27 protein-coding genes are annotated in these 25,808 nt (G+C 61.8%); 14 read left to right on the top strand and 13 right to left on the bottom strand.

Annotated features, from left to right (window positions below):
- Positions 1-10: 10 nt before the first annotated feature.
- The 5 genes from PG899_RS05030 to ribH form a co-directional block, all read right to left on the bottom strand.
- Entirely contained in the window at positions 11-1,735 is a 1,725-nt protein-coding gene (locus PG899_RS05030; protein WP_011707092.1) for a dipeptide ABC transporter ATP-binding protein, read from the bottom strand.
- Between the two features lie 510 nt (positions 1,736-2,245).
- Positions 2,246-2,740, bottom strand: coding sequence for a phosphatidylglycerophosphatase A family protein (locus PG899_RS05025; RefSeq protein WP_045789154.1), 495 nt, complete (start codon positions 2,738-2,740; stop codon positions 2,246-2,248).
- Complete coding sequence (gene thiL / locus PG899_RS05020) at positions 2,737-3,696, bottom strand: thiamine-phosphate kinase (protein ID WP_029299287.1); 960 nt, start codon at positions 3,694-3,696, stop codon at positions 2,737-2,739. Before thiL ends, PG899_RS05025 begins: the two co-directional genes overlap by 4 nt.
- A gap of 60 nt (positions 3,697-3,756) precedes the next feature.
- On the bottom strand, positions 3,757-4,170 hold the full coding sequence (gene nusB, locus PG899_RS05015; protein WP_011707095.1) for a transcription antitermination factor NusB: 414 nt from the start codon (positions 4,168-4,170) through the stop codon (positions 3,757-3,759).
- A gap of 14 nt (positions 4,171-4,184) precedes the next feature.
- The gene (gene ribH / locus PG899_RS05010; protein ID WP_016351731.1) at positions 4,185-4,655 is read right to left on the bottom strand and encodes a 6,7-dimethyl-8-ribityllumazine synthase; all 471 of its coding nucleotides are present in this window, start codon (positions 4,653-4,655) and stop codon (positions 4,185-4,187) included.
- A gap of 197 nt (positions 4,656-4,852) precedes the next feature.
- Between ribH and PG899_RS05005 the strand changes: the two genes are divergently transcribed.
- Positions 4,853-6,052 (top strand): S1 family peptidase, encoded by a 1,200-nt coding sequence (locus tag PG899_RS05005; protein WP_190283865.1) that lies wholly within the window; start codon positions 4,853-4,855, stop codon positions 6,050-6,052.
- A gap of 63 nt (positions 6,053-6,115) precedes the next feature.
- On the opposite strand, the gene ribBA is transcribed toward PG899_RS05005, so the two are convergent.
- The 7 genes from ribBA to glyA form a co-directional block, all read right to left on the bottom strand.
- The gene (gene ribBA / locus PG899_RS05000; protein WP_016351734.1) at positions 6,116-7,225 is read right to left on the bottom strand and encodes a bifunctional 3,4-dihydroxy-2-butanone-4-phosphate synthase/GTP cyclohydrolase II; all 1,110 of its coding nucleotides are present in this window, start codon (positions 7,223-7,225) and stop codon (positions 6,116-6,118) included.
- A gap of 141 nt (positions 7,226-7,366) precedes the next feature.
- Positions 7,367-8,020, bottom strand: a complete 654-nt coding sequence (locus PG899_RS04995; protein WP_190283864.1) for a riboflavin synthase — start codon at positions 8,018-8,020, stop codon at positions 7,367-7,369.
- A 54-nt stretch (positions 8,021-8,074) separates the two neighbouring features.
- Positions 8,075-9,184 (bottom strand): bifunctional diaminohydroxyphosphoribosylaminopyrimidine deaminase/5-amino-6-(5-phosphoribosylamino)uracil reductase RibD, encoded by a 1,110-nt coding sequence (gene ribD, locus PG899_RS04990; RefSeq protein WP_190283863.1) that lies wholly within the window; start codon positions 9,182-9,184, stop codon positions 8,075-8,077.
- 96 nt (positions 9,185-9,280) lie between these two features.
- On the bottom strand, positions 9,281-9,730 hold the full coding sequence (gene nrdR / locus PG899_RS04985; RefSeq protein ID WP_010675395.1) for a transcriptional regulator NrdR: 450 nt from the start codon (positions 9,728-9,730) through the stop codon (positions 9,281-9,283).
- A gap of 122 nt (positions 9,731-9,852) precedes the next feature.
- Positions 9,853-10,185 (bottom strand): NIPSNAP family protein, encoded by a 333-nt coding sequence (locus tag PG899_RS04980; protein WP_103828432.1) that lies wholly within the window; start codon positions 10,183-10,185, stop codon positions 9,853-9,855.
- Between the two features lie 75 nt (positions 10,186-10,260).
- Positions 10,261-10,740, bottom strand: a complete 480-nt coding sequence (locus PG899_RS04975) for a hypothetical protein (RefSeq protein WP_405688210.1) — start codon at positions 10,738-10,740, stop codon at positions 10,261-10,263.
- Between the two features lie 83 nt (positions 10,741-10,823).
- Entirely contained in the window at positions 10,824-12,077 is a 1,254-nt protein-coding gene (glyA, locus tag PG899_RS04970) for a serine hydroxymethyltransferase (RefSeq protein WP_077095629.1), read from the bottom strand.
- Positions 12,078-12,510: 433 nt separating this feature from the next.
- Between glyA and PG899_RS04965 the strand changes: the two genes are divergently transcribed.
- The 7 genes from PG899_RS04965 to PG899_RS04935 all read left to right on the top strand — a co-directional run bounded on the left by PG899_RS04965 (position 12,511) and on the right by PG899_RS04935 (position 18,882).
- Complete coding sequence (locus PG899_RS04965) at positions 12,511-12,798, top strand: hypothetical protein (protein ID WP_017409302.1); 288 nt, start codon at positions 12,511-12,513, stop codon at positions 12,796-12,798.
- Positions 12,799-12,821: 23 nt separating this feature from the next.
- Positions 12,822-13,226, top strand: a complete 405-nt coding sequence (locus PG899_RS04960; RefSeq protein WP_024944278.1) for a GFA family protein — start codon at positions 12,822-12,824, stop codon at positions 13,224-13,226.
- A 148-nt stretch (positions 13,227-13,374) separates the two neighbouring features.
- Complete coding sequence (gene torD, locus PG899_RS04955; protein ID WP_017409304.1) at positions 13,375-14,019, top strand: molecular chaperone TorD; 645 nt, start codon at positions 13,375-13,377, stop codon at positions 14,017-14,019.
- Between the two features lie 7 nt (positions 14,020-14,026).
- On the top strand, positions 14,027-14,395 hold the full coding sequence (locus tag PG899_RS04950) for a hypothetical protein (RefSeq protein WP_016351742.1): 369 nt from the start codon (positions 14,027-14,029) through the stop codon (positions 14,393-14,395).
- Positions 14,396-14,564: 169 nt separating this feature from the next.
- Positions 14,565-15,704, top strand: a complete 1,140-nt coding sequence (locus tag PG899_RS04945; RefSeq protein WP_077095630.1) for a hypothetical protein — start codon at positions 14,565-14,567, stop codon at positions 15,702-15,704.
- Positions 15,694-16,326 carry a hypothetical protein gene (locus tag PG899_RS04940; protein ID WP_077095631.1) on the top strand — a complete coding sequence of 211 codons (633 nt, stop codon included), beginning with the start codon at positions 15,694-15,696 and terminating at the stop codon, positions 16,324-16,326. Before PG899_RS04945 ends, PG899_RS04940 begins: the two co-directional genes overlap by 11 nt.
- Before the next feature lie 105 nt (positions 16,327-16,431).
- A complete protein-coding gene (locus PG899_RS04935; RefSeq protein WP_077095632.1) occupies positions 16,432-18,882 on the top strand; it encodes a sensor domain-containing protein in 2,451 nt (816 codons plus the stop codon).
- A 46-nt stretch (positions 18,883-18,928) separates the two neighbouring features.
- Here the strand turns inward: PG899_RS04935 and PG899_RS04930 are convergent, their stop codons facing one another.
- Positions 18,929-19,222, bottom strand: a complete 294-nt coding sequence (locus PG899_RS04930; protein WP_077095633.1) for a hypothetical protein — start codon at positions 19,220-19,222, stop codon at positions 18,929-18,931.
- A gap of 169 nt (positions 19,223-19,391) precedes the next feature.
- Here PG899_RS04930 and acs point away from each other — a divergent pair, with 169 nt between their 5' ends.
- The 6 genes from acs to panF all read left to right on the top strand — a co-directional run bounded on the left by acs (position 19,392) and on the right by panF (position 25,761).
- On the top strand, positions 19,392-21,338 hold the full coding sequence (acs, locus tag PG899_RS04925; RefSeq protein ID WP_077095634.1) for an acetate--CoA ligase: 1,947 nt from the start codon (positions 19,392-19,394) through the stop codon (positions 21,336-21,338).
- Between the two features lie 266 nt (positions 21,339-21,604).
- The gene (aroQ, locus tag PG899_RS04920) at positions 21,605-22,054 is read left to right on the top strand and encodes a type II 3-dehydroquinate dehydratase (protein ID WP_016351748.1); all 450 of its coding nucleotides are present in this window, start codon (positions 21,605-21,607) and stop codon (positions 22,052-22,054) included.
- A 36-nt stretch (positions 22,055-22,090) separates the two neighbouring features.
- Positions 22,091-22,546, top strand: a complete 456-nt coding sequence (accB, locus tag PG899_RS04915; RefSeq protein ID WP_029304298.1) for an acetyl-CoA carboxylase biotin carboxyl carrier protein — start codon at positions 22,091-22,093, stop codon at positions 22,544-22,546.
- 15 nt (positions 22,547-22,561) lie between these two features.
- Positions 22,562-23,902 (top strand): acetyl-CoA carboxylase biotin carboxylase subunit, encoded by a 1,341-nt coding sequence (gene accC / locus PG899_RS04910; protein WP_011707113.1) that lies wholly within the window; start codon positions 22,562-22,564, stop codon positions 23,900-23,902.
- A 112-nt stretch (positions 23,903-24,014) separates the two neighbouring features.
- The gene (locus PG899_RS04905; RefSeq protein WP_179101341.1) at positions 24,015-24,293 is read left to right on the top strand and encodes a YhdT family protein; all 279 of its coding nucleotides are present in this window, start codon (positions 24,015-24,017) and stop codon (positions 24,291-24,293) included.
- Entirely contained in the window at positions 24,283-25,761 is a 1,479-nt protein-coding gene (panF, locus tag PG899_RS04900) for a sodium/pantothenate symporter (protein ID WP_043120971.1), read from the top strand. Before PG899_RS04905 ends, panF begins: the two co-directional genes overlap by 11 nt.
- Positions 25,762-25,808: the final 47 nt, after the last annotated feature.

Genomic DNA, 25,808 nt, shown 5'->3' with positions numbered 1-25,808 from the left:
CGCCCCTTTCCTAGCTTGCGATTTCCAGCCCCTCGCGGGACATTCCCTTGAACTCCGGCATGAGGGAGATCAGCTTGCGGCTGTACTCATGCTCGGCATTGGTAAAGAGTTTCTCGGTCTCCGCCACTTCCACCAGATGACCGTGCTGCATCACCCCGATGCGATCGCACATCTGGCGGATCACCGGCAGATCGTGACTGATGAACAGCATGGTGAGGCCAAGCTCCTGCTGCAGATCCTTGAGCAGGTTGAGGATCTGGGCCTGCACCGACACATCCAGCGCCGAAGTGGGCTCGTCGCAGATGAGGAAGCGTGGCCGGGTCGCCAGGGCGCGGGCAATGGAGATGCGCTGACGCTGGCCACCGGAGAATTCGTGGGGATACTTGACCCCGGCACCGCGGCCAAGGCCGACGTGATCCAGCAGATCCCCCACGATCCCCTCGATCTGGCTCTCGCTGCCCGCCAGCTTATGAAAGCGGATCGGCTCTGCGATGATGTCGCGCACCTTCATGCGCGGGTTCATCGAGGAGTAGGGGTTCTGGAACACCATCTGCATCTGGCGACGCAGCGGGCGCCGCTCATGCTCGCCCTTGAGCGCGGTCAGATCGATCCCCTCAAAGAAGATCTTGCCGGTATCTGGCGGATAGAGGCCGGTGATGGCACGGGCGATGGTCGACTTGCCGGAGCCAGACTCCCCCACCAGGCCGAAGGTTTCACCCTCGAAGATCTCGAAGCTGATGTTGTTGCAAGCCCGCACGTACTGGCGGCGGCTCGGGAACAGGGAATCCTTGGTGACGAACTTCAGATCCACGTTCTCCACCCGCAGCAACGCCCCTTCATAGGCGCGCTCGTCCTGACTCTGGCCGAGCCAGTGGGTCTTGAGATCGATGCTGGTATCCGCCGCACCGGCGTCCTCGATATAGGAGACCAGCGGGAAACGCACCAGCTTCACATCCGAGCGGGGCACCGCCGAGATGAGGCTGCGGGTATAGGGGTGATTGGGGCGACCCAGCACCTGTTCGGTGGTACCGAACTCCACCAGATCGCCGCGATACATGACCGCTACCTTGTCGGTGACGTTGGACACCACACCCATGTCGTGAGTCACCAGCATGCAGCCCACCTGCCGCTCTTTACAGAGGTTGCGGATGAGCTGGAGGATCTGATCCTGAATGGAGACGTCCAGCGCCGTGGTCGGCTCGTCGGCGATGATGAGCTCGGGATCGCCGGAGAGGGCGATGGCAATCACCACCCGCTGGCGCATGCCGCCGGAGAACTGGTGAGGATACTGCTTGATGCGCAGCTCAGGCTGCGGGATCCCCACCGCCGCCATCAGGGAAAGCGCCTTGGCAAACGCAGCCTCACGAGTAAGGTCGGTATTGGCCAGAATGGTTTCAACCAGCTGCCGTTCGACGGTGAACAGCGGGTTGAGGGAGGTCATGGGGTCCTGGAAGATGAAGCCGATACGCGACCCTCGAATGGCCCGCATCTCGTTCTGGCTCTTGCCGGAGATGAGTTCGCCATTGAGATAGATGTCGCCACGGGCGATACGGCCAGGGGGGCTCAGCAGGTCGATGACGGCGTTGCCTATGGTGGACTTGCCGGCACCGGACTCGCCTACCACACCGACTATCTCCCCCTTTTCAACGGAAAAAGAGAGATCCTTCACTGCGGCCAGCACCCCGTAGCGGGAGGGGTACTCGATCCGCAAGTTTTTCACTTCGAGCAAGGACATGTTTACCTCTGCGGGGGACATCCGTCCCAAATAATTCGTCCGTAAATCGGCCGCAGATGCCGGTCGTGCCTTGGGGTGATCTTGAGTGCTTGATATGACTGCAAAACGCTCAATCCATGAGACAACGAAACCAGCGATCCGGGCGGGTTTTTTGCATTTTTTTGGAATAACCCGCGAGTAACTTAGACGGTTTGGCGGCGAGTGTAAATGATCGGGTTATACAATTTCGCAATACTTTGCTCAGTTAGCAGCCAAGTCAGTAGTCATAAATCATGACTACTATCACATATACAGACTATGTGACCGACAAAATGCCTAGCTAGTGCTTTTACTTTCAACAATGGCGTAACAGGCGGGAATATTCACTATTGACACAATAGTCTTAAGCTTCGAATGAGTAGTGAATATTTATGTGAAATGATTTTTTAACGGCAGCATATGCCGATGAATGAAAACTAAACAGAGATATATAGGGGGATGCCAGCATGGTGCTCCCCCTTGCTGTCACCCTCAACCCAGCCAGTATGCCAGTGATTGCATACAAAACAGGGCGAACAGGCCGGCGATGAGATCGTCCAGCATGATGCCGAGGCCGCCATGGATGCGGCGGTCGAACCAGGAGATGGGCCAGGGCTTGAGGATGTCGAACAACCGGAACAGCACGAAGCCGGCCAGCACCCACTCCCAGCCGGCCGGGGCCGCTATCATGGTGACCCCAAAACCGATCACCTCGTCCCAGACAATGGCGCCGTGATCCGGCATGCCGATGGCATCGGTGGCGCTCTGGCAGATGCGGATGCCCGCCACGAAGCCCACTATCAGCAGTGCGATGAACCAGGGCGTCGACAGACCGCTCACCAGCAGGTAAAGGGGGATGGCGGCGAGCGTCCCCATGGTGCCCGGCGCCTTGGGCGAGAGGCCGGAGCCAAAGCCCACCGCCAGAAAGTGCAGCGGATGCTTCAGGTTCAGCCGCTTCAGCTCGGGCTTTATCATCAACAGACTCATGCGAAGTGGTCCCACCCTTTCAGTTCCAGCGCCACCGTTTGTTCGCCCCGCAGATAGTCGATACCCGGTTCGCCGGCAACGATGCGGCCGATGCGGGTAAACTTGACGCCGCAGTTGGCCAGCGCCGTGTCCAGCGCGCCGCGATGCTCCTCCGGCACGGTGAAACAGAGCTCGTAGTCATCGCCACCGGCCAGTGCCAGCTGCCAGGCATCCTGTTCGCTCACCGCATCCTGCAGCACCGGCGAGAGCGGCAGCAGATCGAGATCGATCTGGGCCCGCACGCCGGAGGCCTTGAGGATATGGCCGAGATCCGAGGCCAACCCGTCGGAGAGATCCAGCGCGCTGCCAGCCAGCCCGCGCAGGGCCTGTCCGGCCAGAATGCGGGGATGGGGATGGTCGAGGCGCGGCAGCACGGCCGCCAGCTGGTTCTCGTTGAGGGTTCGCTTGGCCAGCAGATGGGAGAGCGCCAGGGCGGCATCGCCCAGGGTGCCGGTCACATAGACTCCGTCCCCTGCCTTGGCGCCGCTGCGCAGCAGGGCACGGCCAGCCGGCACCGACCCTTTCACCGATACCGTGATGGAGAGCGGGCCGCGGGTCATGTCGCCGCCCACCAGCGCCACGTTGTAGTATTCGGCGAGCTCCAGGAACCCTTCGGCAAAACCGGCTACCCAGGCCTCGTTGATGGTGGGCAGGGTCAGCGCCAGTGAGACCCAGCGCGGCTCGGCACCCATGGCAGCCAGATCGGAGAGATTGACCGCCAGCGCCTTGTAGCCCAGATCCACCGGATCCATGTCGGGAAAGAAGTGGACGCCGCTCACCAGGGTATCCGTGCTCACCGCCAGCTGGGTGTCGGGGGGCAGGGTCAGCAGGGCACAATCATCTCCAGGGCCCATCACCACGTCCTTGCGGGCGTGGGGGACCTTGAAGTACTTATCAATCAGCTCGAATTCACCCATACAGTAAAAAGCCAGCAATAAGCTGGCTCCTCTCTTAGATGCTGTTGACGGACAGCAGGATCAACGCTTGTTCAGCGACTTGATCACCTTGTCCAGTACACCGTTGACAAACTTGTGGCTGTCATCGGCAGCAAAGGATTTAGCCAGCTCGATCGCTTCGTTGATGGCCACGCGCGGCGGCACATCATCACGACGGGTCAGCTCATAGGTCGCCAGACGCAGGATCGCCTTGTCCACCATGTCCACTTCTTCCAGCGGACGGGAGAGGAAAGGTGCGAAGACCTTGTCCAGCTCGTTGCAGTGGAGGGCTACTCCGAACAGCAGATCGCGGAAGTAGTTCAGGTCCACACCCTTGGTGTCCTGATCGATCTTGAACTGCTCTTCGATGTCGCCCACGTTGGCCTTGGTCATCTGCCACTGGTAGATGGCCTGGGTGGCACAATGGCGGGCCTTGCGGCGCTCGGACGGTTTCAATGCATTTCTCCTCGTTACACGTCCAGCTGTTTCAGGACGTTGATCATTTCGAGCGCGCTCAATGCTGCCTCTGCACCCTTGTTACCCGCCTTGGTACCGGCACGCTCGATGGCTTGTTCAATGTTTTCAGTGGTCAGTACGCCGAAGGCAACCGGAATTTCATATTCCATCATTACCTGGGCCATGCCCTTGCTGTTCTCGTTTGCCACCAGATCGAAGTGATAGGTACCGCCACGGATGACGGTGCCCAGCGCCACGATGGCGTCATATTGACCACTCTTGGCCAGCTTCTTGATGGCCAGGGGGATTTCGACTGCGCCCGGCACTCGCACCAGGGTCAGGTTGCTGTCCTGGACTTGACCTTGACGCTTCAGTACGTCTACCGCACCGTCCACCAGGCTTTCGTTGATGAAGCTGTTGAAACGGGCAACGACAATAGCAACGCGCGCCTCAGGAGCGGCGATATTTCCTTCGATAACCTTCATGGGAAATCCTGTCTCTGTGCAATCAAAAGGGGCCGGAGTCAAAAGTGCGCACATTCTAGCACAAAGGGGAATCGGACAAAAACATGCATCACAATTCTGGCAACGACAGCGCAATTGACTTTTTGCTTAACTGATCCGACCTGATAATAATACGCCACCCTACTACGGGTTAAAATAATAACACCAAGGAGTTCAGTATGTTGGATTTCAAACGCAGTGGCGTCGCACTCGCCTGCCTGCTGCCGCTGGCTGCTCAGGCCGATGCGGGCAGCCCGCGCATCATCGGCGGCAGCGCCGTGACAGCCCCCAGCTGGATGGTGGCCGTCGGCGAAGTCGTCAACGGCAATTGGAGCAATTTCTGCGGCGGCACCCTCATCGACAAGCAGTGGGTACTCACCGCTGCGCACTGCGTCGCAGAGGCCCAGTCCGGCCCCATGGAAGTGGCCATCGGGGTGAGTGATCTCAGCCGCCCTCACCTTCGCAGCAAGGTCGACCAGGTGCTGATGCACCCGGAGTATTACGTCAACCTGCTGATCAATCTGGGTTATCGCGACACCCCGAACGCCTCGGACGTGGCCCTGCTGCACCTTGCCACGCCCGTTACCCAGGCACCGATCGCCATCGCCGACCCCGTCATCAAGGATACCTGGCAGCAGAACACGACCATGCTGCATGCCCTGGGGTACGGTGGCATCGACCCCAGCGCGACCAAAGCCAGCCAGCAGCTGCTGGCGGTGGATCTCGCCTATCGGGGAGACCGGGACTTCTGGTACGGTGACCCGACCACGACCCATATCTTCGCCGGCAAGCTGGCCGGTCAGGACACCTGCAAAGGCGACAGCGGTGGTCCGCTCACTTATGGTGGACAACTGGTCGGCGTGACCAGCTACGGGGCCTTCCCCTGCGCCACCGGCAGCGCCGGTGGCTATGTCTACGCCCCCGCCTTCAGTGACTGGATCGCCGAGCAGCAGCAAGGCGTCACCCTGACCACGGTCCGCGGCCTGATCCTGCCTTCAGGCACCAGTGGCTGGGCCGACTACCTGCTGGCCAACCGCAGCAACCAGGCGGTCACCCTGAGCGGCATCTACAGCGACGCCCCCGCCATGAGCAACGGCTGCGCCGCCCGTCTGGAAGCGGGTCAAACCTGCACCCTGCGCCTTCGCGCCGATGGCAACAATACTGTCGGTACCCTTCGCGTGCAGGGCGTTGAACTCACCGCCACCAATGAACAGGGGGCGAGCCAGCGTCTTGAAGGGGCCCTGATCAGTCTCACCAGCGAGCCCACCAAGACTCCGGATACCACCACGACGACCACTTCAAGCAGTGGCGGTGGTGGCGCCACCGGATTCGCAGCCCTGTTGCTGCTGCCGCTGGCCTGGTTGCGCCGGCGCCGCTGAGGCAAAACAACAAGGGATGACCGATGTCATCCCTTACTTCATATTCATTTCATCACATCAGGCTTATTCGCCGACGTACTCCACCACTTCCAGGCCGAAACCGCCGAGGGCATGATACTTCTTCGGTGAGCTCAACAGGCGCATCTTGCCGACGCCCAGCGCCTTGAGGATCTGGGAACCGACGCCGACCCGGCGCGAGGTACCCTGCCACTTGGCCCCTTCCGGTGCCAGCCCCTTGTCCGCCGCCTCGAACCCCTTGACCCGGGCCAGCAGCTCGGCGCCGTGAGCTTCCGCTCCCAGGATCACCAGCACTCCGCCTTCATCGGCGATGCGGGCCATGGATTTGGGCAGCGGCCAGCTGCGGGCGCTATGGCGATCGGTCAGCAGCAGATCGCTCAGCACGTCGTGCAGATGGACTCGCACCAGGGTCGGCTGCTCGGCCTGTACCTCACCCTTTTTCAGGGCGAAGTGCACCTGGTTGTCGATGGTGTCGCGGAAGGTGATGAGGTCGAACTCGCCAAACTCGGTGGGCAGCTTGCACTCGGCCACCTTCTCTACCGTGGTCTCGTGCTGATTGCGGTATTCGATGAGGTCGGCGATGGTACCGAGCTTGATGCCGTGCTGCTCGGCGAACAGCTCCAGATCAGGGCGGCGCGCCATGGTGCCATCTTCGTTGAGGATCTCGACGATGACGGACGCCGGCTCGTAACCCGCCAGCCGGGCCAGATCGCAACCGGCCTCGGTGTGACCGGCGCGGGTCAGCACGCCACCGTCCTGCGCCATCAGCGGGAAGATGTGGCCGGGCTGCACCAGATCGGCGGCCTTGGCGTTCGGTGCGACAGCAGCCTGCACGGTGACGGCGCGGTCGGCGGCGGAGATGCCGGTGGTTACCCCTTCGGCCGCTTCGATGGTCACGGTAAAGGCGGTGGAGAACTGGGCATTGTTGCGATCGACCATCAGCGGCAGCGCCAGCTGCTTGCAGCGATCCCGGGTCAAGGTCAGACAGATGAGCCCCCGGCCGTAACGGGCCATGAAGTTGATATCTTCCGGGCGGACACAGGAGGCGGCCATGATGAGGTCCCCTTCGTTCTCCCTGTCTTCGTCATCCATCAGGATCACCATCTTGCCAGCCTTGATATCGGCAATGATTTCCTGGGTCGTGCTTAGCGCCATGGGCTACTCCATCAACATGCTGCGGGGATTGAGCCAGTCGGCTCGGCTTGATACTGCCTATTGTGCTCTAGATGGGGCACAGGGGGCCCCATTTCAATCGGCGCGGGATCACAGAAAAGCGTTTTTCCCGCCGAGGGACCATCACAGGAAACCGGACTGGGCCAGCTTTTCCAGGGTCAGGGTGGAGGCGTTGCTCTCCTCGCGCTTGCCCGTCATCAGCCGCTCCAGATAGCGGGCAATCTGATCCACCTCGAGATTGACCCTGTAGCCAGGTTTCCACTGGGCGATGGTGGTCTCCTGGGCGGTGTGGGGCACTATGGTCAGCCGGAACAGATCCCCCTGCACGGCGTTGACGGTGAGGCTGATGCCGTCCACCGCGATCGAGCCCTTCTCGGCGATGTAGCGGGAGAGTTCGCCCGGTGCCTTGATCCAGTACTCGATGGCGCGGCCGCTGGCGGACTTGCTCTTCACCTCGCCGATGCCGTCCACATGACCGGACACCAGATGGCCACCGAGGCGGGAAGTGGGCATCAACGCCTTCTCGAGGTTGACCCGATCCCCCACCCTGGCGGTGGCGAAACCGGTGCGGGAGAGGGTTTCCAGCGACACGTCGGCGGTATAGCTCTTGTCGCCGAGCGCAATCACGGTGAGGCAGACACCGTTGGTGGAGATGGAATCGCCCAGCTTGACGTCGCTGAAGTCCAGAGTCGGTGCGTGCACGGTGAGGGCCATGTCCTCACCCTGGCGGCGCAGCTCGGCCAGGGTTCCCACCGCTTCGATAATTCCGGTAAACATGCAGATCACCTTGCTGATGACGGGGGCGACACCGCCCCCTTTAACATTGATAAATCAGGCCAGTCTGGCCGTAATGCGGATATCCGGCCCCACCATGCGCACATCCTTGATGTTGAGCTTGGGCGCCTGGAACAGCCGGGTCAGCCCCGGCAGGTGGAACAGGCCGCGCCCCTCATCCCCCATCAGTTTGGGCGCCTGATAGAGCACCAGCTCGTCCACCAGCCCCTTGTCCAGCAGGGCGCCGCACAGCCGCGGCCCAGTTTCCACCAGCACAGCGTTGACGTTCTGCTTGGCCAGCAGCATGAACAGGCTGACCAGATCCAGCTTGCCGTCCAGCAGCGGTACTTCCAGCTGCTGCACCCAGGCGGGCCACTCACCGGATGCCTTGTGGCGAGCCAGCAGTACCGGGCCATCGCTCTGGAACAGCGGCAGATCCGGGGTGAGCCGGTTTTGCGAATCGACGATGACCCGCAGCGGCTGGCGCAGGGTCTCTTTGGGATAAGCGGCCTTGACCGAGGCAGGCAGCTCGTCCCAGCGCACGGTGAGGGAGGCGTTATCCGCCAGCACCGTCTCAGCGCTGGAGAGCACCGCATCGTGGCGAGCCCGCAGCCGCTGCACGTCGCGACGCGCCTCCGGGGAGGTGATCCACTGGCTCTCGCCGCTCGCCATGGCGGTGCGACCATCCAGGCTGGCGCCGAGCTTGACCGTCACCTGCGGAAACGCGGTACGCATCCGCTTGAAAAAGCCCGGGTTGAGCGCCTCGGCTTCGCTTGCCAGCAGGCCGAAGTCGGTCTTGATGCCGGCCTCGGAGAGCATGCGCAGGCCGCGCCCGCCCACCTGGGGATTGGGGTCCACCATGGCGGCGACCACCCGGGTCACCCCGGCCTTGATCAGTGCCTCGGCGCAGGGCGGGGTGCGGCCGTGATGGGAGCAGGGTTCCAGGGTCACGTAGGCGGTGGCGCCGCGGGCGTTGTCACCGGCGGCATGCAGGGCATAAACCTCGGCATGGGGCTCGCCAGCCCGCTGGTGCCAGCCCTCTCCCACCACCACGCCGGCCTTCACCAGCACGGCGCCGACGCAAGGGTTGGGGGCCGTGGTGTAACGGCCACGGCGGGCCAGTTCGAGAGCCCGGCTCATCCATTGGTAATCGTCTTGACTAAACATCTGGGCTCCTCTGACAGCACATCCAGGCTTACGCAATATCGTAGGTTCGATTAGCGCAGCGTTATCGAACGCGGCAACCTGGTTTGGAAGAAAGGCTTACTTCTCCAGCTTGGCGATCTCTTCGCCGAACTCGCGAATGTCTTCAAAACTGCGATAGACGGAGGCAAAGCGGATATAGGCCACCTTGTCCAGGCTCTTGAGCTCGTCCATCACCAGGTTGCCCACCAGCTGGGAGGCGACTTCGCGCTCGCCGGTGGCGCGCAGGCGGGACTTGATGTGGTTGACCGCCTTTTCGATGGCCTCCATGCTCACCGGCCGCTTCTCCAGCGCCCGCAAGATGCCGGCACGCAGCTTGTCTTCGTTGAATGGCTCGCGCGAGCCGTTGGACTTGATGACGCGGGGCATCACCAGCTCGGCCATCTCGAAAGTGGTGAAACGCTCGTGGCAGAGCAGACATTCGCGACGGCGGCGCACCTGATGGCCTTCGGCCACCAGACGGGAATCGATCACCTTGGTATCTACCGCACTACAGAAAGGGCAATGCATCGGACCTCCGGCGTTGACGGAAAAGGGCGCCGGCCCCGGGGGCTGGCGCTAGGCCGGCCAGTGTAGCACGGCCATCCGGAACCGGTAAAAGCCCGTGGAAACAAGGGATGTGACAGATGCCATCAGCAACCACGGAGTGCATCAATGGCGACATCAGACAACCAGAGCACAGTATTGGCGTCGCTCTCGATCAACTCGACAATGGCTTCTCTCGGACCTGTCCGCCATGCTTCAGTGGCATAGAATGCCGCCTGTGAACGATTTAATTCCTCAAGGTCATCGTAAGCCCGCATCAAAAAATAAACGTCCGGATCATGTAGGGAGGGTCCGTGATTCACCACATCCATCCCCCACTCACGATGTAGAGGCAAACTCTGTTCTGCCACCAACTTATGAAAAATCGCTCCACTCCCGGCTTTGAGCCGATAGTTTCGGATCTCTAGCACTCTCTTCACTGAGCTATCTCCTGCAATCCATCTCTTGAAAAATAGTGTTTCCGATGTTCACCCTGATTATCCAATCAACCGAGCTCAGTCGTCATAAGGCAGGGTATCGGGGTCGCAGCCCTGATAATCGGGGGCGGGATCGACGGCAAAGCGACGCGCCTCGATATGGCTGTGGCCCAGCAGCAACGCCTTGCCTACCCGGTGCATCCCATCCATCACCCGGCCGGCGCTGTCCAGCAGGATGGGATAGGCGAGATCGGCCGCCATCATCAGCTGGCAGTGCTCCACCACGCTACGCACCGTGGGGCGGGCGGCGTCATGGCCGTACCAGTGCACCTGATCGAGCTCGGCAATCTCGCCGAGCGCCACCGCCTGCACCGGCAGATCGCGGCTCAGTCGCACCAGCCGGCGCACGTCCCAGGCCAGCTGCCCCTGTTCGCTAGCGCGAAAGTGGTACTGGGCACGGATCGCCTGCCTGAGCGCCGCCTCCAGCGCCAGGTCTTGCTGTTCACTGGCCATGGTCAGATTGCCTTGCCCGCTATGCTCTTCGCCCTTCAGCGTCATCAGGCCCTCCTGTGTTGCCAAACGCCACAAAAAACAATGCCACCCGTGGGTGGCATTGGTCTCAAACCGGGTGAGGGCCCTTATCAGGCATACACCGGGAAACGACGGCAGATATCCAGCACCTGTTCACGTACGGTGGCCAGCACGGCATCGTTGTCGTGATTGTCCAGCACGTCACAGATCCAGTTGGTCAGCTGGATGGACTCGGCTTCCTTGAAACCACGGCGGGTGATGGCCGGGGTACCGATCCGCACACCGGAGGTGACGAACGGGGAGCGCGGGTCGTTGGGCACGGAGTTCTTGTTGACGGTGATGTTGGCTTTACCCAGCGCAGCGTCGGCCTCTTTGCCGGTCAGCTCGCGGCCGATCAGGTCAACCAGCATCAGATGGTTGTCGGTACCGCCGGAGACGATCTTGTAGCCGCGCTCGATGAAGGTCGCTGCCATCGCCTTGGCATTCTTGACGACCTGAGCCTGGTAGGTCTTGAACTCCGGCTCCAGTGCCTCTTTGAAGGCCACCGCTTTACCGGCGATGACGTGCATCAGCGGGCCACCCTGACCACCCGGGAAGACGGCGGAGTTGAGCTTCTTGTAGAGCTCCTCGTCGTCAGCGGCGGAGAGGATCAGACCACCGCGCGGACCGGCCAGGGTCTTGTGGGTGGTGGAGGTGACCACGTGAGCGTGGGGCACCGGGTTCGGGTAGACACCAGCGGCGATGAGGCCTGCCACGTGGGCCATGTCGACGAACAGCCAGGCACCGACCTTGTCGGCGATTTCGCGCATGCGAGCCCAGTCGACGATGCCGGAGTAGGCGGAGAAACCACCGATCATCATCTTCGGCTTGTGTTCGACGGCCTGACATTCCATGTCGTCGTAGTCGATCTTGCCGGACTCGTCGATGCCGTAGGGGATGATGTTGTACAGCTTGCCGGAGAAGTTGACCGGGGAGCCGTGGGTCAGGTGACCGCCGTGGGCCAGGTTCATGCCCAGCACGGTGTCGCCCGGCTGCAGCAGAGCCATGTAGACGGCGCTGTTGGCCTGGGAGCCGGAGTGCGGCTGCACGTTGGCGTAGGTGGCACCGAACAGCTCTTTGGCGCGCTCGATAGCCAGGGTTTCAACCACATCCACATACTCGCAACCACCGTAGTAACGCTTGGAGGGGTAACCCTCGGCGTACTTGTTGGTCAGCTGGGAGCCCTGGGCTTCCATGACACGGGGGCTGGTGTAGTTCTCGGACGCAATCAGCTCGATATGCTCTTCCTGACGACGGGTCTCGTCTGTGATGGCCTGCCACAGCTCTGGATCATAGCCGGCAATGGTCATGTCACGTTTCAACATCCGTTTCTCTCCTGAAAATCGTTTGCGCGATAGGTGAAGTGGGCAGGCGCATTGTAACGTGAGCCGGATCAAAGAGACAGTCCAACCACCCAAAAATTTGTTTAAAAAATGTAAAATGTGTCGCGAAATTCACAATGACCATGGCCCCCAATCGGCTGGCCCGTCATCGCCCGACACCCACGCCAGCCGTGCCATCCCCTGTCACCGCTCGGGCAACATGACCGGGCCCGGACTGGCCGAACAACCAAAACCAGAGCCAGATCATGGATATAGCATTTACTAACAGATAACATCTTTAGCTGGCACAGCGGTTGCCCGGCATGCGCAACAACGACGCGACCGGCAACGGAAGGGCCCTCTCATCGCATTCGGTCAACTGCTGCTCACGTCATCCCCTTGCCTCTTTGCACCGCAGACCTCACGGGAGTAAGCCATGCTGGATAACCTGATGCTGTTTCTGATTATTTCGGTATTCGCGCTGTTCTATTGGATCTACTATACCGGCACTCGCAAGAGTCCCTTTGTCACGCAGTGGGATCAACTGCCCACCCGCGAGCAGTATCTGGCAGCGCACCCGGAAGCCATCGATGGCGACATCATCTTCTGCATTCATTGCGGCCACCATCAGCAACTGGATGTGGGCCTGGTGCACCAGACCGATTTCCGGCGCCAGCATATCTGCACCCGCTGCAAGAAGACGCTCTATCGCGAGGAGCTCTGACCCATCAGCCAAGGATCCGCAAGATGACATCATTGACCGCCAGCTGCCTGTGCGGCGCCGTCGCCCTGAGCCTGCCCGACCGCTTCGACTACCTGGGCAACTGCCACTGTTCCGAGTGCCGCAAATTTTCCGGCGCCGATTACGCCCCGGTGGGCGGCCTGGATGGTGCGCTCGTCACCATCACCCGAGGAGAGGAGGCCATCAGCCGCTTCCAGAAATCCCCCGAGACCACCCTCGCCTTCTGCCGCCACTGCGGCTCCAGCCTGTTCAGCGAGAAGCGCAGCAGCGGCAAGCTGAACCTGCGCCTCGGCATTCTCGACACGGCGCCGAGCCAGCGGCCCGGCTTTCACATTTTCGTCGGCTCCAAGGCCCCCTGGCACGAGATCACCGATGAGCTGCCGCAGTTCGAGACTCGCCCCACCGCCTGACACCGTCGCCGACATGCCCTGAAAAGGCCGCCTCTGGCGGCGTTTTTCCCGACTTGTTCGGCGGATTGTCACCTATGGGTTAACTTTTCTGCCAAAGCCGTTAGAATCGGGCTCAGTCTGCTTCCCGCTTGCCATCCACGGAGGAAAAATGCAGGAATTTCTGGCCACTAGCGAACGTCGGGCCGAACTTTACTGGTGGTTTGCCACCCTGTTTACCGCCCAGCTCAGCGACGAACAGATCGCCGAATACGACAGCTATGATGTGCGAAGCTTCCTGAAGAGCCTCTCCACGCTCGATCCGATGCGCCCGGCCGTGGCCGAGCTCAATGACGCCATCGCCCGCCTGCTGGTGCGCCCCGAGCGGGCCAACGCGCTGGCCGGCGACTTCCATGAGCTGTTCCTGGCCAACGACGCCGTCTCTCCCCATGAATCCGCCCACCAGGACGCCGCAGCGCTCGAGCGCATGCAGGCGCGACTGAGCCGGCTCAATATCGATGTCAGCGCCAAATACCAACAACCGGTCGATCATCTGGGGGTCGAACTGGATCTGATGGGCAATCTCATCATCCGCGCCGCCGAAGCCGCCAGCGCCGATCTGCGCGAACAGTGGCTCGGCGAGCAGGAGGCCTTGCTGCACGGCCATCTGCTGGCCTGGTTCCCGCATTTCGAGCGCGCCTGCCGCGCCGCCGATCCGTTTGGCTTCTACGGCGCCAGCGCCCGCCTGCTGGGGGTCTTCCTCACCATGGATGCCAACTACCTCAGCCTGGTCAAACCGGCGCCAGCCGCCGACTGAGTTCGACATGAAGACGGCCCTGCTGCTGATCGCCTGCTGGCTGCTGGCCCTGATCCCGCTGGATCAGGGCCTTACCCCCCTCGTGACCCTGCTGTTCAACCCGGACCGCGTCCTCTACGGTACCGCCCAGCTCACCGGTTTCGCCGGCATCCTGCTGACCCTCTACCTCGCCAATCTCGGGGTGGAGGTGGTGCTGCGCCGCCGCTTCCAGATAGCGGGCATGCTGGCCCTGCTGGCCGCCTGGGTCGACTTCATCAACAGCAGCGGCAGCGAGGCCCACTGGCTGCTGCTGCTCGCCCTGGCGCTGCCGTTTCACGGGCTCGGCCTGCTGGTGCTGGTGCGCGGCATCCAGGCCTTCGGCCGCCAGAAAGGCTGATAAACCACCAAAAATATTACAAATCATGACAGCCCGATCCGCCCATCCGCCCTTGTCACAAGGGCAGACCCTCAATTGCTGGTAACATTCGCTTACATTCAGCTCCCGTTCAGTTTCGCCGCAACCGTTATAGTGCCGCTCCTTTTCCAACCAATGCAGGAGCATCAGCATGCCTCCACAGGATGCACGCATCACGGGTCTCGACCTGTTGCGAGGGCTCGTCATCTTCATGGCCGTCTTCGAGCACTACACCGGCTACCTCAACTACTGGTATATCGACTTCTTCAACCGGGAACACGCCCTGTGGGACAGCTTCTATCTGTCGCACAAGGCGATGGCCGGCCAGCTGCTGCCCATGGATCACACCACGGCCCAGGTCTCGGCCTGGCTCATTCCCTGGGTCAGCCAGATCTACCTGGCACTGGCCGCCTTCAACCTCAGTCGCCGCGATCAGGCCAGTTTCAGACCGCAGCTGGGCGGCAAGCTGGTGCTGTTCGCCAGCATCATTCTGGTGCTCTATGTGGAAGGGCTGGTGATCGCCCCCAACTTCGGCGAGGCCATCTCGTTCTATCCAGTGATGCTGTGGATGTGTCTGCTGGCGCTCTTCTCGCTGGTCTATGCCTGGTTCGGCATTCGCGGCATGCTGCTGCTGACCCTGCTCAGCCTGCTGCTGGATCAGCTCGGCGTGCAGGATCTGCTCGGTCACATCGACAGCTGGATGAAGCTGCACGTGCACCCCGACTACGAGCTGGATGCCCGCCTCGACCTCTTCATGGCCAGCGGCTGCTTCGGCTTCCTCTATGGCTGGTGCTGGCATCAGCGGCCCCAATGGCGGGATCGCCTCAACGCCCTGGTGCTGACGCTCTCGCTGCTGGCGCTGGCCGTCTATCTCATGTTCGGCGAGACCAGCACGGTCGAGCTCAGCGATATCTACGCCAACGAACACGAACTGGCGATGGACATGGTCGGCCGCGCCGGCATCTGGGGCATGGAGTTTCTGGTGATCGGGGCCGTGCTCTGGCTGCATCAGCGCAACATCCGGCTGTGCTGGCGACCGCTCAACTGGATCGGCATGTACTCGCTGACCGTCTTCATCTTCCACAAGAGCATCTTCGTGCACCTGTGGGGCCCGCTCTTGCTGTGGTGGACCGCCCGTCAGGGCACCATCTTGCCCAACAACTTCGGCCTCATCATGGCGCTTAGCGCCACCAGCGTGCTGCTCATCTATGCCTTCCAGCGCTCCGGCATCATCTGCCACCTGATGGGCATGCATCAGGACCGGGACTGGGCGCGGCTCTATGGCAAATAAGTGCTGGCTGCCGCTGCTGTTCCTGACCCTGCCCCTGTCGGCCAAAGAGCCGGACAACCAGTGGCAGCTGGGCGGTCAGTGGCAGCTCGGCAGCAATCAGGCGGGGGTCCGCGCCGATGCCAGCATGCAGTTCTGGCTCGCCTATGAGCGGGAAACCCAGGTCGGCCTGCTTTTCGCCGATGGCCAGAGCGCCGGGCTGGCCTTGCCGCTCTACAAAAAGAGCTTCTTCGCGGTCGGCGTCGCCCCCATGCAGGTGGTCGATCGCAACCGCTTCAGCGCCTTCTGGCGCCTCGGCTGGCAACTGGACGACGATCACCAGCTCACCTTGGGCCAGCTCTATGACGTCAGCGGCCGTTATGGCCAGCTCTGGTACATGGAGCACAGCCTGCCGCTGCCGGCCGAGATCTCCCTCAACCTCTGGCTGACCCGGGGCAGTCAAGCCCACATGGCCGCCTATGGGGCAAACGAGGGCCTGCGGGACTGGGGAGTCACGCTGGAACGCAGCTGGCGCTGGCAGCAGTGGCGCCTTGGCACCGAGTTCGGCGCCAAGCAGTGGCTCATCAAGGAGCACGACTGGCAACCGATGATCAACCTGACCCTGAGTTATCACTTCAGCTGGTAACACCGCAAAAAGGGGGCGAATGACGCCCCCTCTCTTCCCTCCAGAATGCTTCATGCCATACTGACAGCAGCTTAAATGACAAAGAAGTCAATTCAGGAGTACGCGATGGGCGAAGAGACTTTCAATGCCATGCCGGATCCACCGCTGGCGGGGCAATTGAACATGAACGAGCTGCAACAGCTGTTCGAACTGGCCCCGTTTGGCATAGGTGTGTTTGACCGCCACTTCCGCTGCCGCAGCGTCAACCAGACCCTGGCCGATCTCAACGGTCTCTCCCGAGAAGAGCACTACGGCAGATACCTGCGCGAAATCGTCCCCACGCTGGCTCCGGTGCTGGAACCCCTGTTCCAGCAGATCATCAGCAGCGGCATCCCCCGGGTCGAGCTGAACCTGAGCGGCCATACCGCGGCCCACCAGGGCCGGCAGCGCCACTGGCAGGCGATTTACAGCCCCATGCTGGACGAACAGGGGGTGCCCGACCGCATCCTCACCATAGTGCGGGACGTCACCGAGCAGGTCGAAGCACAGCAGCGGCTGCAACTGGCCATGAGTGCCGGCCAGATCGGGGTGTGGGAGTGGCATGTGACGGAGGACAGGCTGCAGTTTGACGGCCAGGTCGAGCGCCTGCTCGGCACCACGGCCAGCCAGTTTCAGGGGGGGATGGAGCAGTTCATCAAGCGCTTCGACCCGCTCTCTGGCGAGCAGTTCAGGGCGGCGGTCAACGGCACGGCCCCCATTCACCTCACCCTCGGCTATCTCGGGCCGGATCAGTTGCGGGGCTGGGTCGACATTCACGCCGATCACGTGGCGGCCACCGACCATCAGGGGCGGCGCATCACCGGGGTGATCCACGATGCCACCAGTCGCTGCAACCAGGAGGACAAGCTGCGCCAGGCCAACGTGGTATTCGAGACCGCCGCCGAAGGCATCATCATCATGGATGGCCAGCGCCAGATCATCTCGGTCAATCCGGCCTTTTCCAGCATGACTCAATATGAAGAGGCGGAGATCGTGGGCAAGTCGCCGGAGGCCATCATGCATCCACGCCGTCACACCGACATCGATTATCCCTGGCATACCCTGCTGCCCGGCAGTCACGCCTGGCATGGCGAGATGATGTGCCTGCGCAAGGATGGCGGCTACTTCACCTCCTGGCAGCATGTCAGCGCCGTGCACGACAGTCGCCACAACACCACCAACTACGTCATCGCCTTCTCCGACATCAGCGCCATTCGCAAGGCCGAAGCACAGCTCAATCACCTCGCCTATCACGATCCCCTGACCGAGCTCGGCAACCGCAACCTGCTGCAGGAGCGGCTGGAGCTGGAACTCAAGACAGCCCAGCTCAACCACCAGCAACTGGCCCTGCTGTTCATCGATCTGGACGGCTTCAAGCTGATCAACGACACCCTGGGCCATCGCGCCGGCGATGAACTGCTCAAGCTGCTGGCCGAGCGGATCCGCCGCGTCCTGCGCCACAACGACGTGGCCGCCCGGCTCGGTGGCGATGAGTTCCTGGTGCTGATCCCCTTCTTTGAACGGCCACAGGAGCTGGAGCGGCTCGCCGAGCAACTGCTGGCCAGCCTGCGCGAGCCGGTCGAACTCGACCACGAGCGGGTGGCCGTCTCCGCCAGCATCGGCATCGCCCTCTATCCGGAACACGCCACCAGTCCGGATACCCTGGTCAGCGCCGCCGACAGCGCCATGTACGAGGCCAAGAACCGGGGCCGCAACGGCTATCTGTTCTATACCCCGGACATGACCGAGCAGACCAAGGAGCGAATGAGCATGGAGCAGGGGCTGTTCAAGGCCATCGAGCAGCATCAGCTCTGCGTCCTCTATCAGCCCATGACGGAACTCGCCAGCAACCGCATGAGCGGGCTGGAGGCCCTGCTGCGCTGGCAGCACCCCAGCGAGGGCATGATAGGGCCCACCCGCTTCATCCCGGTGGCCGAGGAGTGCGGGCTTATCGAGCAGATCGGCGAATGGGTGATGCGCACCGCCTGCCAGCAGGGACAGGCGTGGCTGGCCGCCGGACTGGCGGTACCCAGGCTGTCGATCAATGTGTCGGTGCGGGAGATGCGCTCGGCAGGTTACGTGGAGCGGGTCGCCGCCATCCTGGCCGAGACCGGCTTTCCGCCAGAGAAGCTGGAGATAGAGGTCACCGAGAGCATCATCCAGCGAGTCGATCAGAGCCTGCAGCTGTTCAGACGCCTGAAGGCGCTGGGGGTACAGATCGCCATCGACGACTTCGGCACCGGCTTCTCATCCTTGAGTCTGCTCAAGAGCCTGCCCATCGATCGCATCAAGATTGACCGCACCTTCGTGCAGGCACTGCCCGATGACAAACACAGCCGGGAGCTGTGTCGTACCATCATCAACCTGGCCGACAGCCTGGGCATGGTGGTCACCGCCGAAGGAATCGAGACCCAGGCCCAGCGCCAGTTTCTGCAGTCACTGCACTGCCAGGAGGGGCAGGGCTATCTGTTCAGCCACCCGCTGGCCGAGCCCCATCTGGCCGAGCAGCTGGACTCGCGCAAGGGCGCCTGGTGCTAGCGGTGTGCCGGGATCCGCGCCGCGCCAGTGGCGCAGTTGACGCTCATCAGTTGAAGGTCAGCCTGGCATCCCACCCTTCGTCCTGCTGCCGGCGTGACTCTTCCAGCAACGAGTCCTGCGGATAGGAGGATTTTTTCTCTTCGAGGGTGACGGACACCGACGGCTTGCGCGCCAGCCAGGCCTCGCTCAACTGGCCGCTGATGTGGTCCCGCAGGGATGGCGAGGCGGGCTGTGCCGGTGTCAACGCAAGGTCGTTGGCATGGGGGGCGGCCAATGCCTCATCGGTGGCCTGCGGGGCCTCGAACTGCCAGAGGGAGGAGCACAATAGCAGGGTCAACATGGGACTATCTCCGTCGATAAAACGACGTTTTTACCCAATCAGCGATTAATTGTCATCGACTCGACTGTAAGCGGATGTTGCCATCTATCCAAAAGTCTAATTGCCCTCCCCCGCCAAAGGTATAAGTTGTTACCTAATCATTACAAGAATGTATTCAAAGGAGTGATACATGAGCGAGAGCAAGGTCTACCCGGTCAAAGCCCACATCAGCAACGGCGCCCTGCTGGACAAGGCAGGCTATGAAGCCATGTACCGGGCCTCGGTGCAGGATCCGGATGCCTTCTGGGGCGAGCAGGGCAAGATCCTCGACTGGATGAAGCCCTACACCAGGGTCAAGAACACCTCCTATGATCCGGGCCACGTCTCCATCAAATGGTATGAAGACGGCCTGCTCAACGTCTCTGCCAACTGTCTGGACCGCCATCTGGCCCAGCGCGGCGACAAGGTCGCCATCATCTGGGAAGGGGACAACCCGGCCGAAGATCGCAAGCTCACCTACCGCGAGCTGCACACCGAGGTGTGCAAGTTTGCCAACGTCTTGAAGGCGCAGGGAGTGCATCGCGGCGACGTGGTCTGCCTCTACATGCCCATGGTGCCGGAAGCCGCCATCGCCATGCTGGCCTGTACCCGCATCGGCGCGGTGCACAGCATCGTGTTCGGCGGTTTCTCGCCGGAAGCCCTGGCCGGTCGCATCATCGACTCCGGCTCTTCCATCGTCATCACCGCCGATGAAGGGCTGCGCGGCGGCCGTCCGGTGCCGCTCAAGAAGAACGTGGATGAAGCGCTCACCAACCCGGAGACCAAGGTCAACAAGGTGATCGTGCTCAAACGCACCGGCGGCAACATCGCCTGGCACAACCACAGGGACATCTGGTGGCACGACGCCGTCGCCACCGTCAGCGCCGACTGCCCGCCCGAGGCGATGGGGGCCGAAGATCCGCTCTTCATCCTCTACACCTCCGGCTCCACCGGCAAACCCAAGGGGGTGCTGCACACCACCGGCGGCTATCTGGTCTATGCCACCCTCACCTTCAAGTACATCTTCGACTACCACGAAGAGGACATCTACTGGTGTACCGCCGACGTGGGCTGGGTCACCGGCCACTCCTATCTGGTCTACGGGCCGCTTGCCAACGGCGCCACCACCATCATGTTCGAAGGGGTGCCCAACTACCCGGTCACCAACCGCATGAGCCAGGTGGTGGACAAGCACCAGGTCAGCATCCTCTACACCGCCCCCACCGCCATCCGTGCGCTGATGGCCAAGGGCAACGAGGCGGTAGCCGGCACCTCCCGTTCAAGCCTGCGCATCATGGGGTCGGTGGGCGAGCCCATCAACCCGGAAGCCTGGGAGTGGTACTACCGCACCATAGGCGAGGAGCGCTGCCCCATCGTCGACACCTGGTGGCAGACCGAGACCGGCGGCATCCTCATCAGCCCGCTGCCCGGCGTCACCGATCTCAAGCCAGGCTCGGCTACCCGTCCCTTCTTCGGCGTGCAGCCGGCGCTGGTGGACAACATGGGCGAGCCACTGGAGGGGGCCACCGAGGGCAACCTGGTGATCACCGACTCCTGGCCGGGCCAGATGCGCACCGTGTTTGGCGATCACGAGCGGTTCGAGCAGACCTACTTCTCCACCTTCCCCGGCCGCTACTTCACCGGCGACGGTGCCCGTCGCGACGAGGATGGTTACTACTGGATCACCGGACGGGTGGATGATGTACTGAACGTCTCCGGTCACCGCATGGGCACCGCCGAAATTGAATCCGCGCTGGTTTCCCATCCCAAGATCGCCGAAGCGGCGGTGGTGGGCGTGCCGCACGAGATAAAGGGTCAGGGCATCTACGCCTATGTCACCCTGATCGCCGGCGAGGAGCCGAGCCGGGAGCTGCATAAAGAGGTGAAGGAGTGGGTCCGCAAGGAGATCGGCGCCATCGCCACCCCGGACGTGATCCACTGGGCCGAGGGGCTGCCCAAGACCCGCTCCGGCAAGATCATGCGGCGAATTCTGCGCAAGATCGCCACCGGCGAGACCGACAGCCTGGGGGATATCTCCACCCTGGCGGATCCGGGCGTGGTAGACAAGCTGATCCGCGAGAAGTCGGAAGCAGCCTGATCCTGACTGCGTTCCTGCCTCCAAAGCCGGCCTCGAGCCGGCTTTGTCGTCTTTGCTACTGAGCGTTTCAACAACGCACCAGTTAGCGCAAAAAATAGACAGATGTAGAGATTAGACCAGTAAAATGCTGCTAATTTTCACGAAATCAATATAATTGCGAAATCTGTGTGCCAGTGCACACCGATTTGCGCAGAAAATGACTAGATTTCTGATAGTCCACAAGATGGCTGACAGATAGCAGCATTATCATCGAGGATGTACTCAATATGTCGCAAAAACACCGAATTCTCCTGCTCAACGGGCCGAACCTGAACCTGCTGGGCAAACGGGAACCGGGCATCTACGGCAGCAAGACGCTCGATGAGATCGTCGCCGATCTGACGCACAACGCCGGCGAACTCGGGGTCACACTGGAACACCTGCAATCCAATGCCGAACATGAGTTGGTCGGCCGCATCCACCAGGCCATGGGTCAGGTGGATTTCATCATCATCAACCCGGCCGCCTTCACCCACACCAGCGTCGCCATCCGCGATGCGCTGCTGGGTGTGGCCATCCCCTTTATCGAGGTTCACCTGTCCAACGTCCATGCCAGGGAACCCTTCCGTCATCACTCCTATCTGTCTGATGTCGCCAAGGGGGTCATTTGTGGGCTGGGGGCCGATGGCTACCAATTCGCTTTAACCGCGGCCGTGCACCAGTTGCGCGCGGCTTGATAATCACTGATCAGATAAAGAAGAAAGAGAATGCTAATGGATATCCGCAAAATCAAGAAGCTGATTGAACTGGTTGAAGAGTCCGGCATCGCCGAACTGGAGATCTCCGAAGGTGAAGAGTCCGTTCGCATCAGTCGCAACTTCTCCGGTCAGGTGACCGCTGCTCCGCAGATGATCATGCAACAAGCTGCCGCCCCGGTTGCCGCTCCTGCCGCCGCACCGGTTGCTGCTGCCCCGGCTGCCGACGCCATCCCGAGCGGTCACCTGATGCGCTCCCCGATGGTTGGCTCCTTCTACCGCTCCTCCAGCCCGGAAGCCAAGCCGTTCGTGGAAGTCGGTCAGCACGTCAATGTCGGCGATACCCTGTGCATCGTCGAAGCCATGAAAATGATGAACCAAATCGAGTCTGACAAGGCCGGTGTGATCAAAGCGATCCTGGTTGAAAATGGTCAGGCCGTCGAATTCGACGAGCCGCTGTTCATCATCGAATAAGGGAAGTCGCCACCCATGTTGGACAAAGTAGTCATCGCCAACCGCGGTGAAATTGCCCTGCGGATCCTGCGCGCCTGTAAAGAGCTCGGGATCAAGACAGTGGCCGTTCACTCCACCGCCGACCGGGAGCTCAAGCATGTGCTGCTGGCCGACGAAACCATCTGTATCGGCAAGCCGGCCAGTACCGACTCCTACCTCAATGTGCCGGCCATCATCGCCGCCGCCGAGGTGACCGGTGCCGTCGCCATCCACCCGGGTTACGGTTTCCTCTCCGAGAACGCCGACTTCGCGGAAGTGGTCGAGAAATCCGGCTTCATCTTCATCGGCCCGCGCGCCGAGACCATTCGCCTGATGGGTGACAAGGTCTCCGCCATCGAGGCGATGAAGAAAGCGGGCGTGCCCTGCGTACCGGGCTCCGACGGTCCGGTCGACAGCGATGCCAAGCACAACGCCGCCATCGCCAAGCGCATTGGCTATCCGGTGATCATCAAGGCCGCCGGTGGCGGTGGTGGTCGCGGCATGCGCGTGGTGCGCAGTGAAGCCGAGCTGTCTGCCGCCATCGCGCTGACCAAATCCGAAGCAGGCCAGTTCTTCAAGAACGACATGGTCTACATGGAGAAGTACCTGGAGAACCCGCGCCACATCGAAATTCAGGTGTTGGCAGACGGCCAGGGCAACGCCCTCTATCTGGGCGAGCGCGACTGCTCCATGCAGCGTCGCCACCAGAAGGTGGTCGAAGAGGCGCCGGCACCCGGCATCACCGAAGAGATGCGCAAGTTCATCGGTGAGCGCTGCGTACGCGCCTGTATCGAGATCGGCTACCGCGGTGCGGGCACCTTCGAGTTCCTGTACGAGAACGGCGAGTTCTATTTCATCGAGATGAACACCCGTATCCAGGTTGAGCACCCGGTCACCGAGCTGGTCACCAGCGTGGATCTGATCAAGGAGCAGCTGCGCATTGCCGCCGGTCAGCCCCTGTCGATCACCCAGCAGGATATCCGCATCCGTGGCCATGCCATCGAATGCCGGATCAACGCCGAAGACCCGGCCACCTTCATGCCGTCTCCGGGCCTGATCCAGCGCTTCCACGCGCCGGGCGGTCTGGGCGTACGCTGGGATTCCCACATCTACGCCGGCTACAAGGTACCGCCCTACTACGACTCCATGATCGGCAAGCTGATCTGTTACGGTGAAAACCGTGACGTCGCCATCGCCCGCATGCGTCAGGCGCTGGACGAGCTGGTGGTGGAAGGGATCAAGACCAACGTCTCCCTGCAAAAAGAGATCATGAAGGACGAAAACTTCCAGCACGGTGGGACCAACATCCACTACCTGCACAAGAAGCTCGGTCTGTAAGGATCCTTGACGAAGACCGCCATGTCGGTGGACGTCGGCTCCGCAAGGAGCCTCTGTTGAAAAAGGGCCATGGCGACATGGCCCTTTTTTGTTATCCTTGCGCCCCTCAAAATTGTCGGATGCCAAGGTGAATCGTTTCGCGCTCGCTCGCCGGGAAGCAGCCCTCTGCCTGCTGCTGACCCTGCTCTACTTCCTTGCCTGGTATGGCACGGCCTATTTCATCCCCGCAGAGATCGAATGCTGGGACATGCCGCTCTGGTTCCTGCTCAGCTGCATCCTGATGCCGCTGCTGTTCATCGTGCTGTGCGGCCTGATGGTGGATCGTCTGTTCGTGGACATCCCCCTCGACTCCCCTCCCCTCGATGCCAAGGAGCCTTCCCATGAATCTTGAGCTGATGCTGCCGCTGTGCATCTATCTGGTGCTGGTGCTGGGAGTCGGCTTCTGGGCCAGCCGCCACCGGGTAGGCGGCGACTTCGTGCAGGAGTACTTCATCGGCAACCGCAGCATGGGCGGGCTGGTGCTGGCCATGACCCTGGTGGCTACCTACACCTCTGCCTCCTCCTTCATCGGCGGGCCGGGGGCGGCCTACAAGATCGGGTTGGGCTGGGTACTGCTGGCGATGATCCAGCTGCCCACCGTCTGGCTCACCCTGGGGGTGCTTGGCAAGAAGTTCGCCATCATCGCCCGCCGGGTCAATGCGGTGACCATCAACGACATGCTGTGGGCCCGCTACCAGAGCAAGGCGGTAGTGGTGCTGGGCTCGGTCACCATCATCCTCGCCTTCATCGCCACCATGGTGGTGCAGTTCATCGGCGGCGCCCGTCTGCTGGAGACCGCCACCGGCCTCAGCTATCAGCAGGGGCTCCTGCTGTTTGCCAGCTGCGTACTGCTCTACACGGTGATCGGCGGCTTTCGCGCCGTGGTGATGACCGATGCGCTGCAGGGGATCATCATGCTGATTGGCACCGGCGCGCTGCTGGCGGGCATTCTGGTGGCCGGTGACGGCCTGCCCAACCTCATCCACCAGCTCAAGGTGATCGATCCCAAGCTGGTGAGCCCGCAGGGGGCCGGCGACCTGCTGACCCAGCCCTTCATGCTGAGCTTCTGGGTGCTGGTCTGCATCGGGGTGGTGGGGCTGCCCCACTCGGCGCTGCGCTGCTTCGGCTATCGCGACAGCAAGGCGCTGCACCGCGGCATCCTCATCGGTACCATCGTCAGCGCCTTGCTGATGTTCGGCATGCACCTGGCCGGCGCCCTGGGCCGCGCCATCCTGCCCGGCATGGACAGCCCAGACAAAATCATGCCCTCCCTGATGATGGAAGTGCTGCCCCCCTGGCTGGCCGGGGTCTTCCTGGCGGCGCCCATGGCGGCCATCATGTCAACCATCGACTCCCAGCTGATCCAGGCCTCCGCCACCCTGGTGAAGGATCTCTACCTCAACTACCTGAGTCCGGAGAAGGCCGGCCAAGAGAAGCTGGAGGTGCGGGTGCCGCGCCTCTCCCTGCTCTGCACCCTGATCCTGGGCACGCTAGTGCTGCTGGCGGCGCTGCAGCCCCCCGAGATGATCATCTGGCTCAATCTGCTCGCCTTCGGCGGCCTGCAGGCGGTGTTCCTGTGGCCGCTGGTGCTCGGCCTCTACTGGTCGCGGGCCAACGGCCCGGGGGCCCTGGCCAGCATGGTGTGCGGCATCCTCTGCTACGCCATCCTGAGCCAGTGGGAGATCAAGCCGGCCGGCCTGCACGCCATCGTGCCGAGCCTGGCGCTGGGGCTGATTGCCTTCGTGCTGGTCAGCCTGCTGACCCCGGCCCCGAGCCAGCATGTGCGGCGCTTGTTTGAGCCGCAATCATCGATGGATTAATAAAGGGTTCCGAAACTATCCCAAAATGGGTGTTTTACGGGTAAACT

Source organism: Aeromonas sp. QDB39 (genome assembly GCF_027707585.1).
Lineage (GTDB): Bacteria > Pseudomonadota > Gammaproteobacteria > Enterobacterales > Aeromonadaceae > Aeromonas > Aeromonas hydrophila.
The sequence above is the reverse complement of the archived record's forward strand: the minus strand, read 5'-3'. Positions and strand labels throughout refer to the sequence as shown.

Coding starts and splice junctions, on each gene's coding strand:
- PG899_RS05030 (WP_011707092.1), bottom strand. CDS start 1,735: ATGTCCTTGCTCGAAGTGAAAAACTTGCGGATCGAGTACCCCTCCCGC.
- PG899_RS05025 (WP_045789154.1), bottom strand. CDS start 2,740: ATGAGTCTGTTGATGATAAAGCCCGAGCTGAAGCGGCTGAACCTGAAG.
- thiL (WP_029299287.1), bottom strand. CDS start 3,696: ATGGGTGAATTCGAGCTGATTGATAAGTACTTCAAGGTCCCCCACGCC.
- ribH (WP_016351731.1), bottom strand. CDS start 4,655: ATGAAGGTTATCGAAGGAAATATCGCCGCTCCTGAGGCGCGCGTTGCT.
- PG899_RS05005 (WP_190283865.1), top strand. CDS start 4,853: ATGTTGGATTTCAAACGCAGTGGCGTCGCACTCGCCTGCCTGCTGCCG.
- ribBA (WP_016351734.1), bottom strand. CDS start 7,225: ATGGCGCTAAGCACGACCCAGGAAATCATTGCCGATATCAAGGCTGGC.
- PG899_RS04995 (WP_190283864.1), bottom strand. CDS start 8,020: ATGTTTACCGGAATTATCGAAGCGGTGGGAACCCTGGCCGAGCTGCGC.
- ribD (WP_190283863.1), bottom strand. CDS start 9,184: ATGTTTAGTCAAGACGATTACCAATGGATGAGCCGGGCTCTCGAACTG.
- nrdR (WP_010675395.1), bottom strand. CDS start 9,730: ATGCATTGCCCTTTCTGTAGTGCGGTAGATACCAAGGTGATCGATTCC.
- PG899_RS04975 (WP_405688210.1), bottom strand. CDS start 10,740: ATGACGCTGAAGGGCGAAGAGCATAGCGGGCAAGGCAATCTGACCATG.
- glyA (WP_077095629.1), bottom strand. CDS start 12,077: ATGTTGAAACGTGACATGACCATTGCCGGCTATGATCCAGAGCTGTGG.
- PG899_RS04965 (WP_017409302.1), top strand. CDS start 12,511: ATGCTGGATAACCTGATGCTGTTTCTGATTATTTCGGTATTCGCGCTG.
- PG899_RS04960 (WP_024944278.1), top strand. CDS start 12,822: ATGACATCATTGACCGCCAGCTGCCTGTGCGGCGCCGTCGCCCTGAGC.
- torD (WP_017409304.1), top strand. CDS start 13,375: ATGCAGGAATTTCTGGCCACTAGCGAACGTCGGGCCGAACTTTACTGG.
- PG899_RS04950 (WP_016351742.1), top strand. CDS start 14,027: ATGAAGACGGCCCTGCTGCTGATCGCCTGCTGGCTGCTGGCCCTGATC.
- PG899_RS04945 (WP_077095630.1), top strand. CDS start 14,565: ATGCCTCCACAGGATGCACGCATCACGGGTCTCGACCTGTTGCGAGGG.
- PG899_RS04940 (WP_077095631.1), top strand. CDS start 15,694: ATGGCAAATAAGTGCTGGCTGCCGCTGCTGTTCCTGACCCTGCCCCTG.
- PG899_RS04935 (WP_077095632.1), top strand. CDS start 16,432: ATGGGCGAAGAGACTTTCAATGCCATGCCGGATCCACCGCTGGCGGGG.
- PG899_RS04930 (WP_077095633.1), bottom strand. CDS start 19,222: ATGTTGACCCTGCTATTGTGCTCCTCCCTCTGGCAGTTCGAGGCCCCG.
- acs (WP_077095634.1), top strand. CDS start 19,392: ATGAGCGAGAGCAAGGTCTACCCGGTCAAAGCCCACATCAGCAACGGC.
- aroQ (WP_016351748.1), top strand. CDS start 21,605: ATGTCGCAAAAACACCGAATTCTCCTGCTCAACGGGCCGAACCTGAAC.
- accB (WP_029304298.1), top strand. CDS start 22,091: ATGGATATCCGCAAAATCAAGAAGCTGATTGAACTGGTTGAAGAGTCC.
- accC (WP_011707113.1), top strand. CDS start 22,562: ATGTTGGACAAAGTAGTCATCGCCAACCGCGGTGAAATTGCCCTGCGG.
- panF (WP_043120971.1), top strand. CDS start 24,283: ATGAATCTTGAGCTGATGCTGCCGCTGTGCATCTATCTGGTGCTGGTG.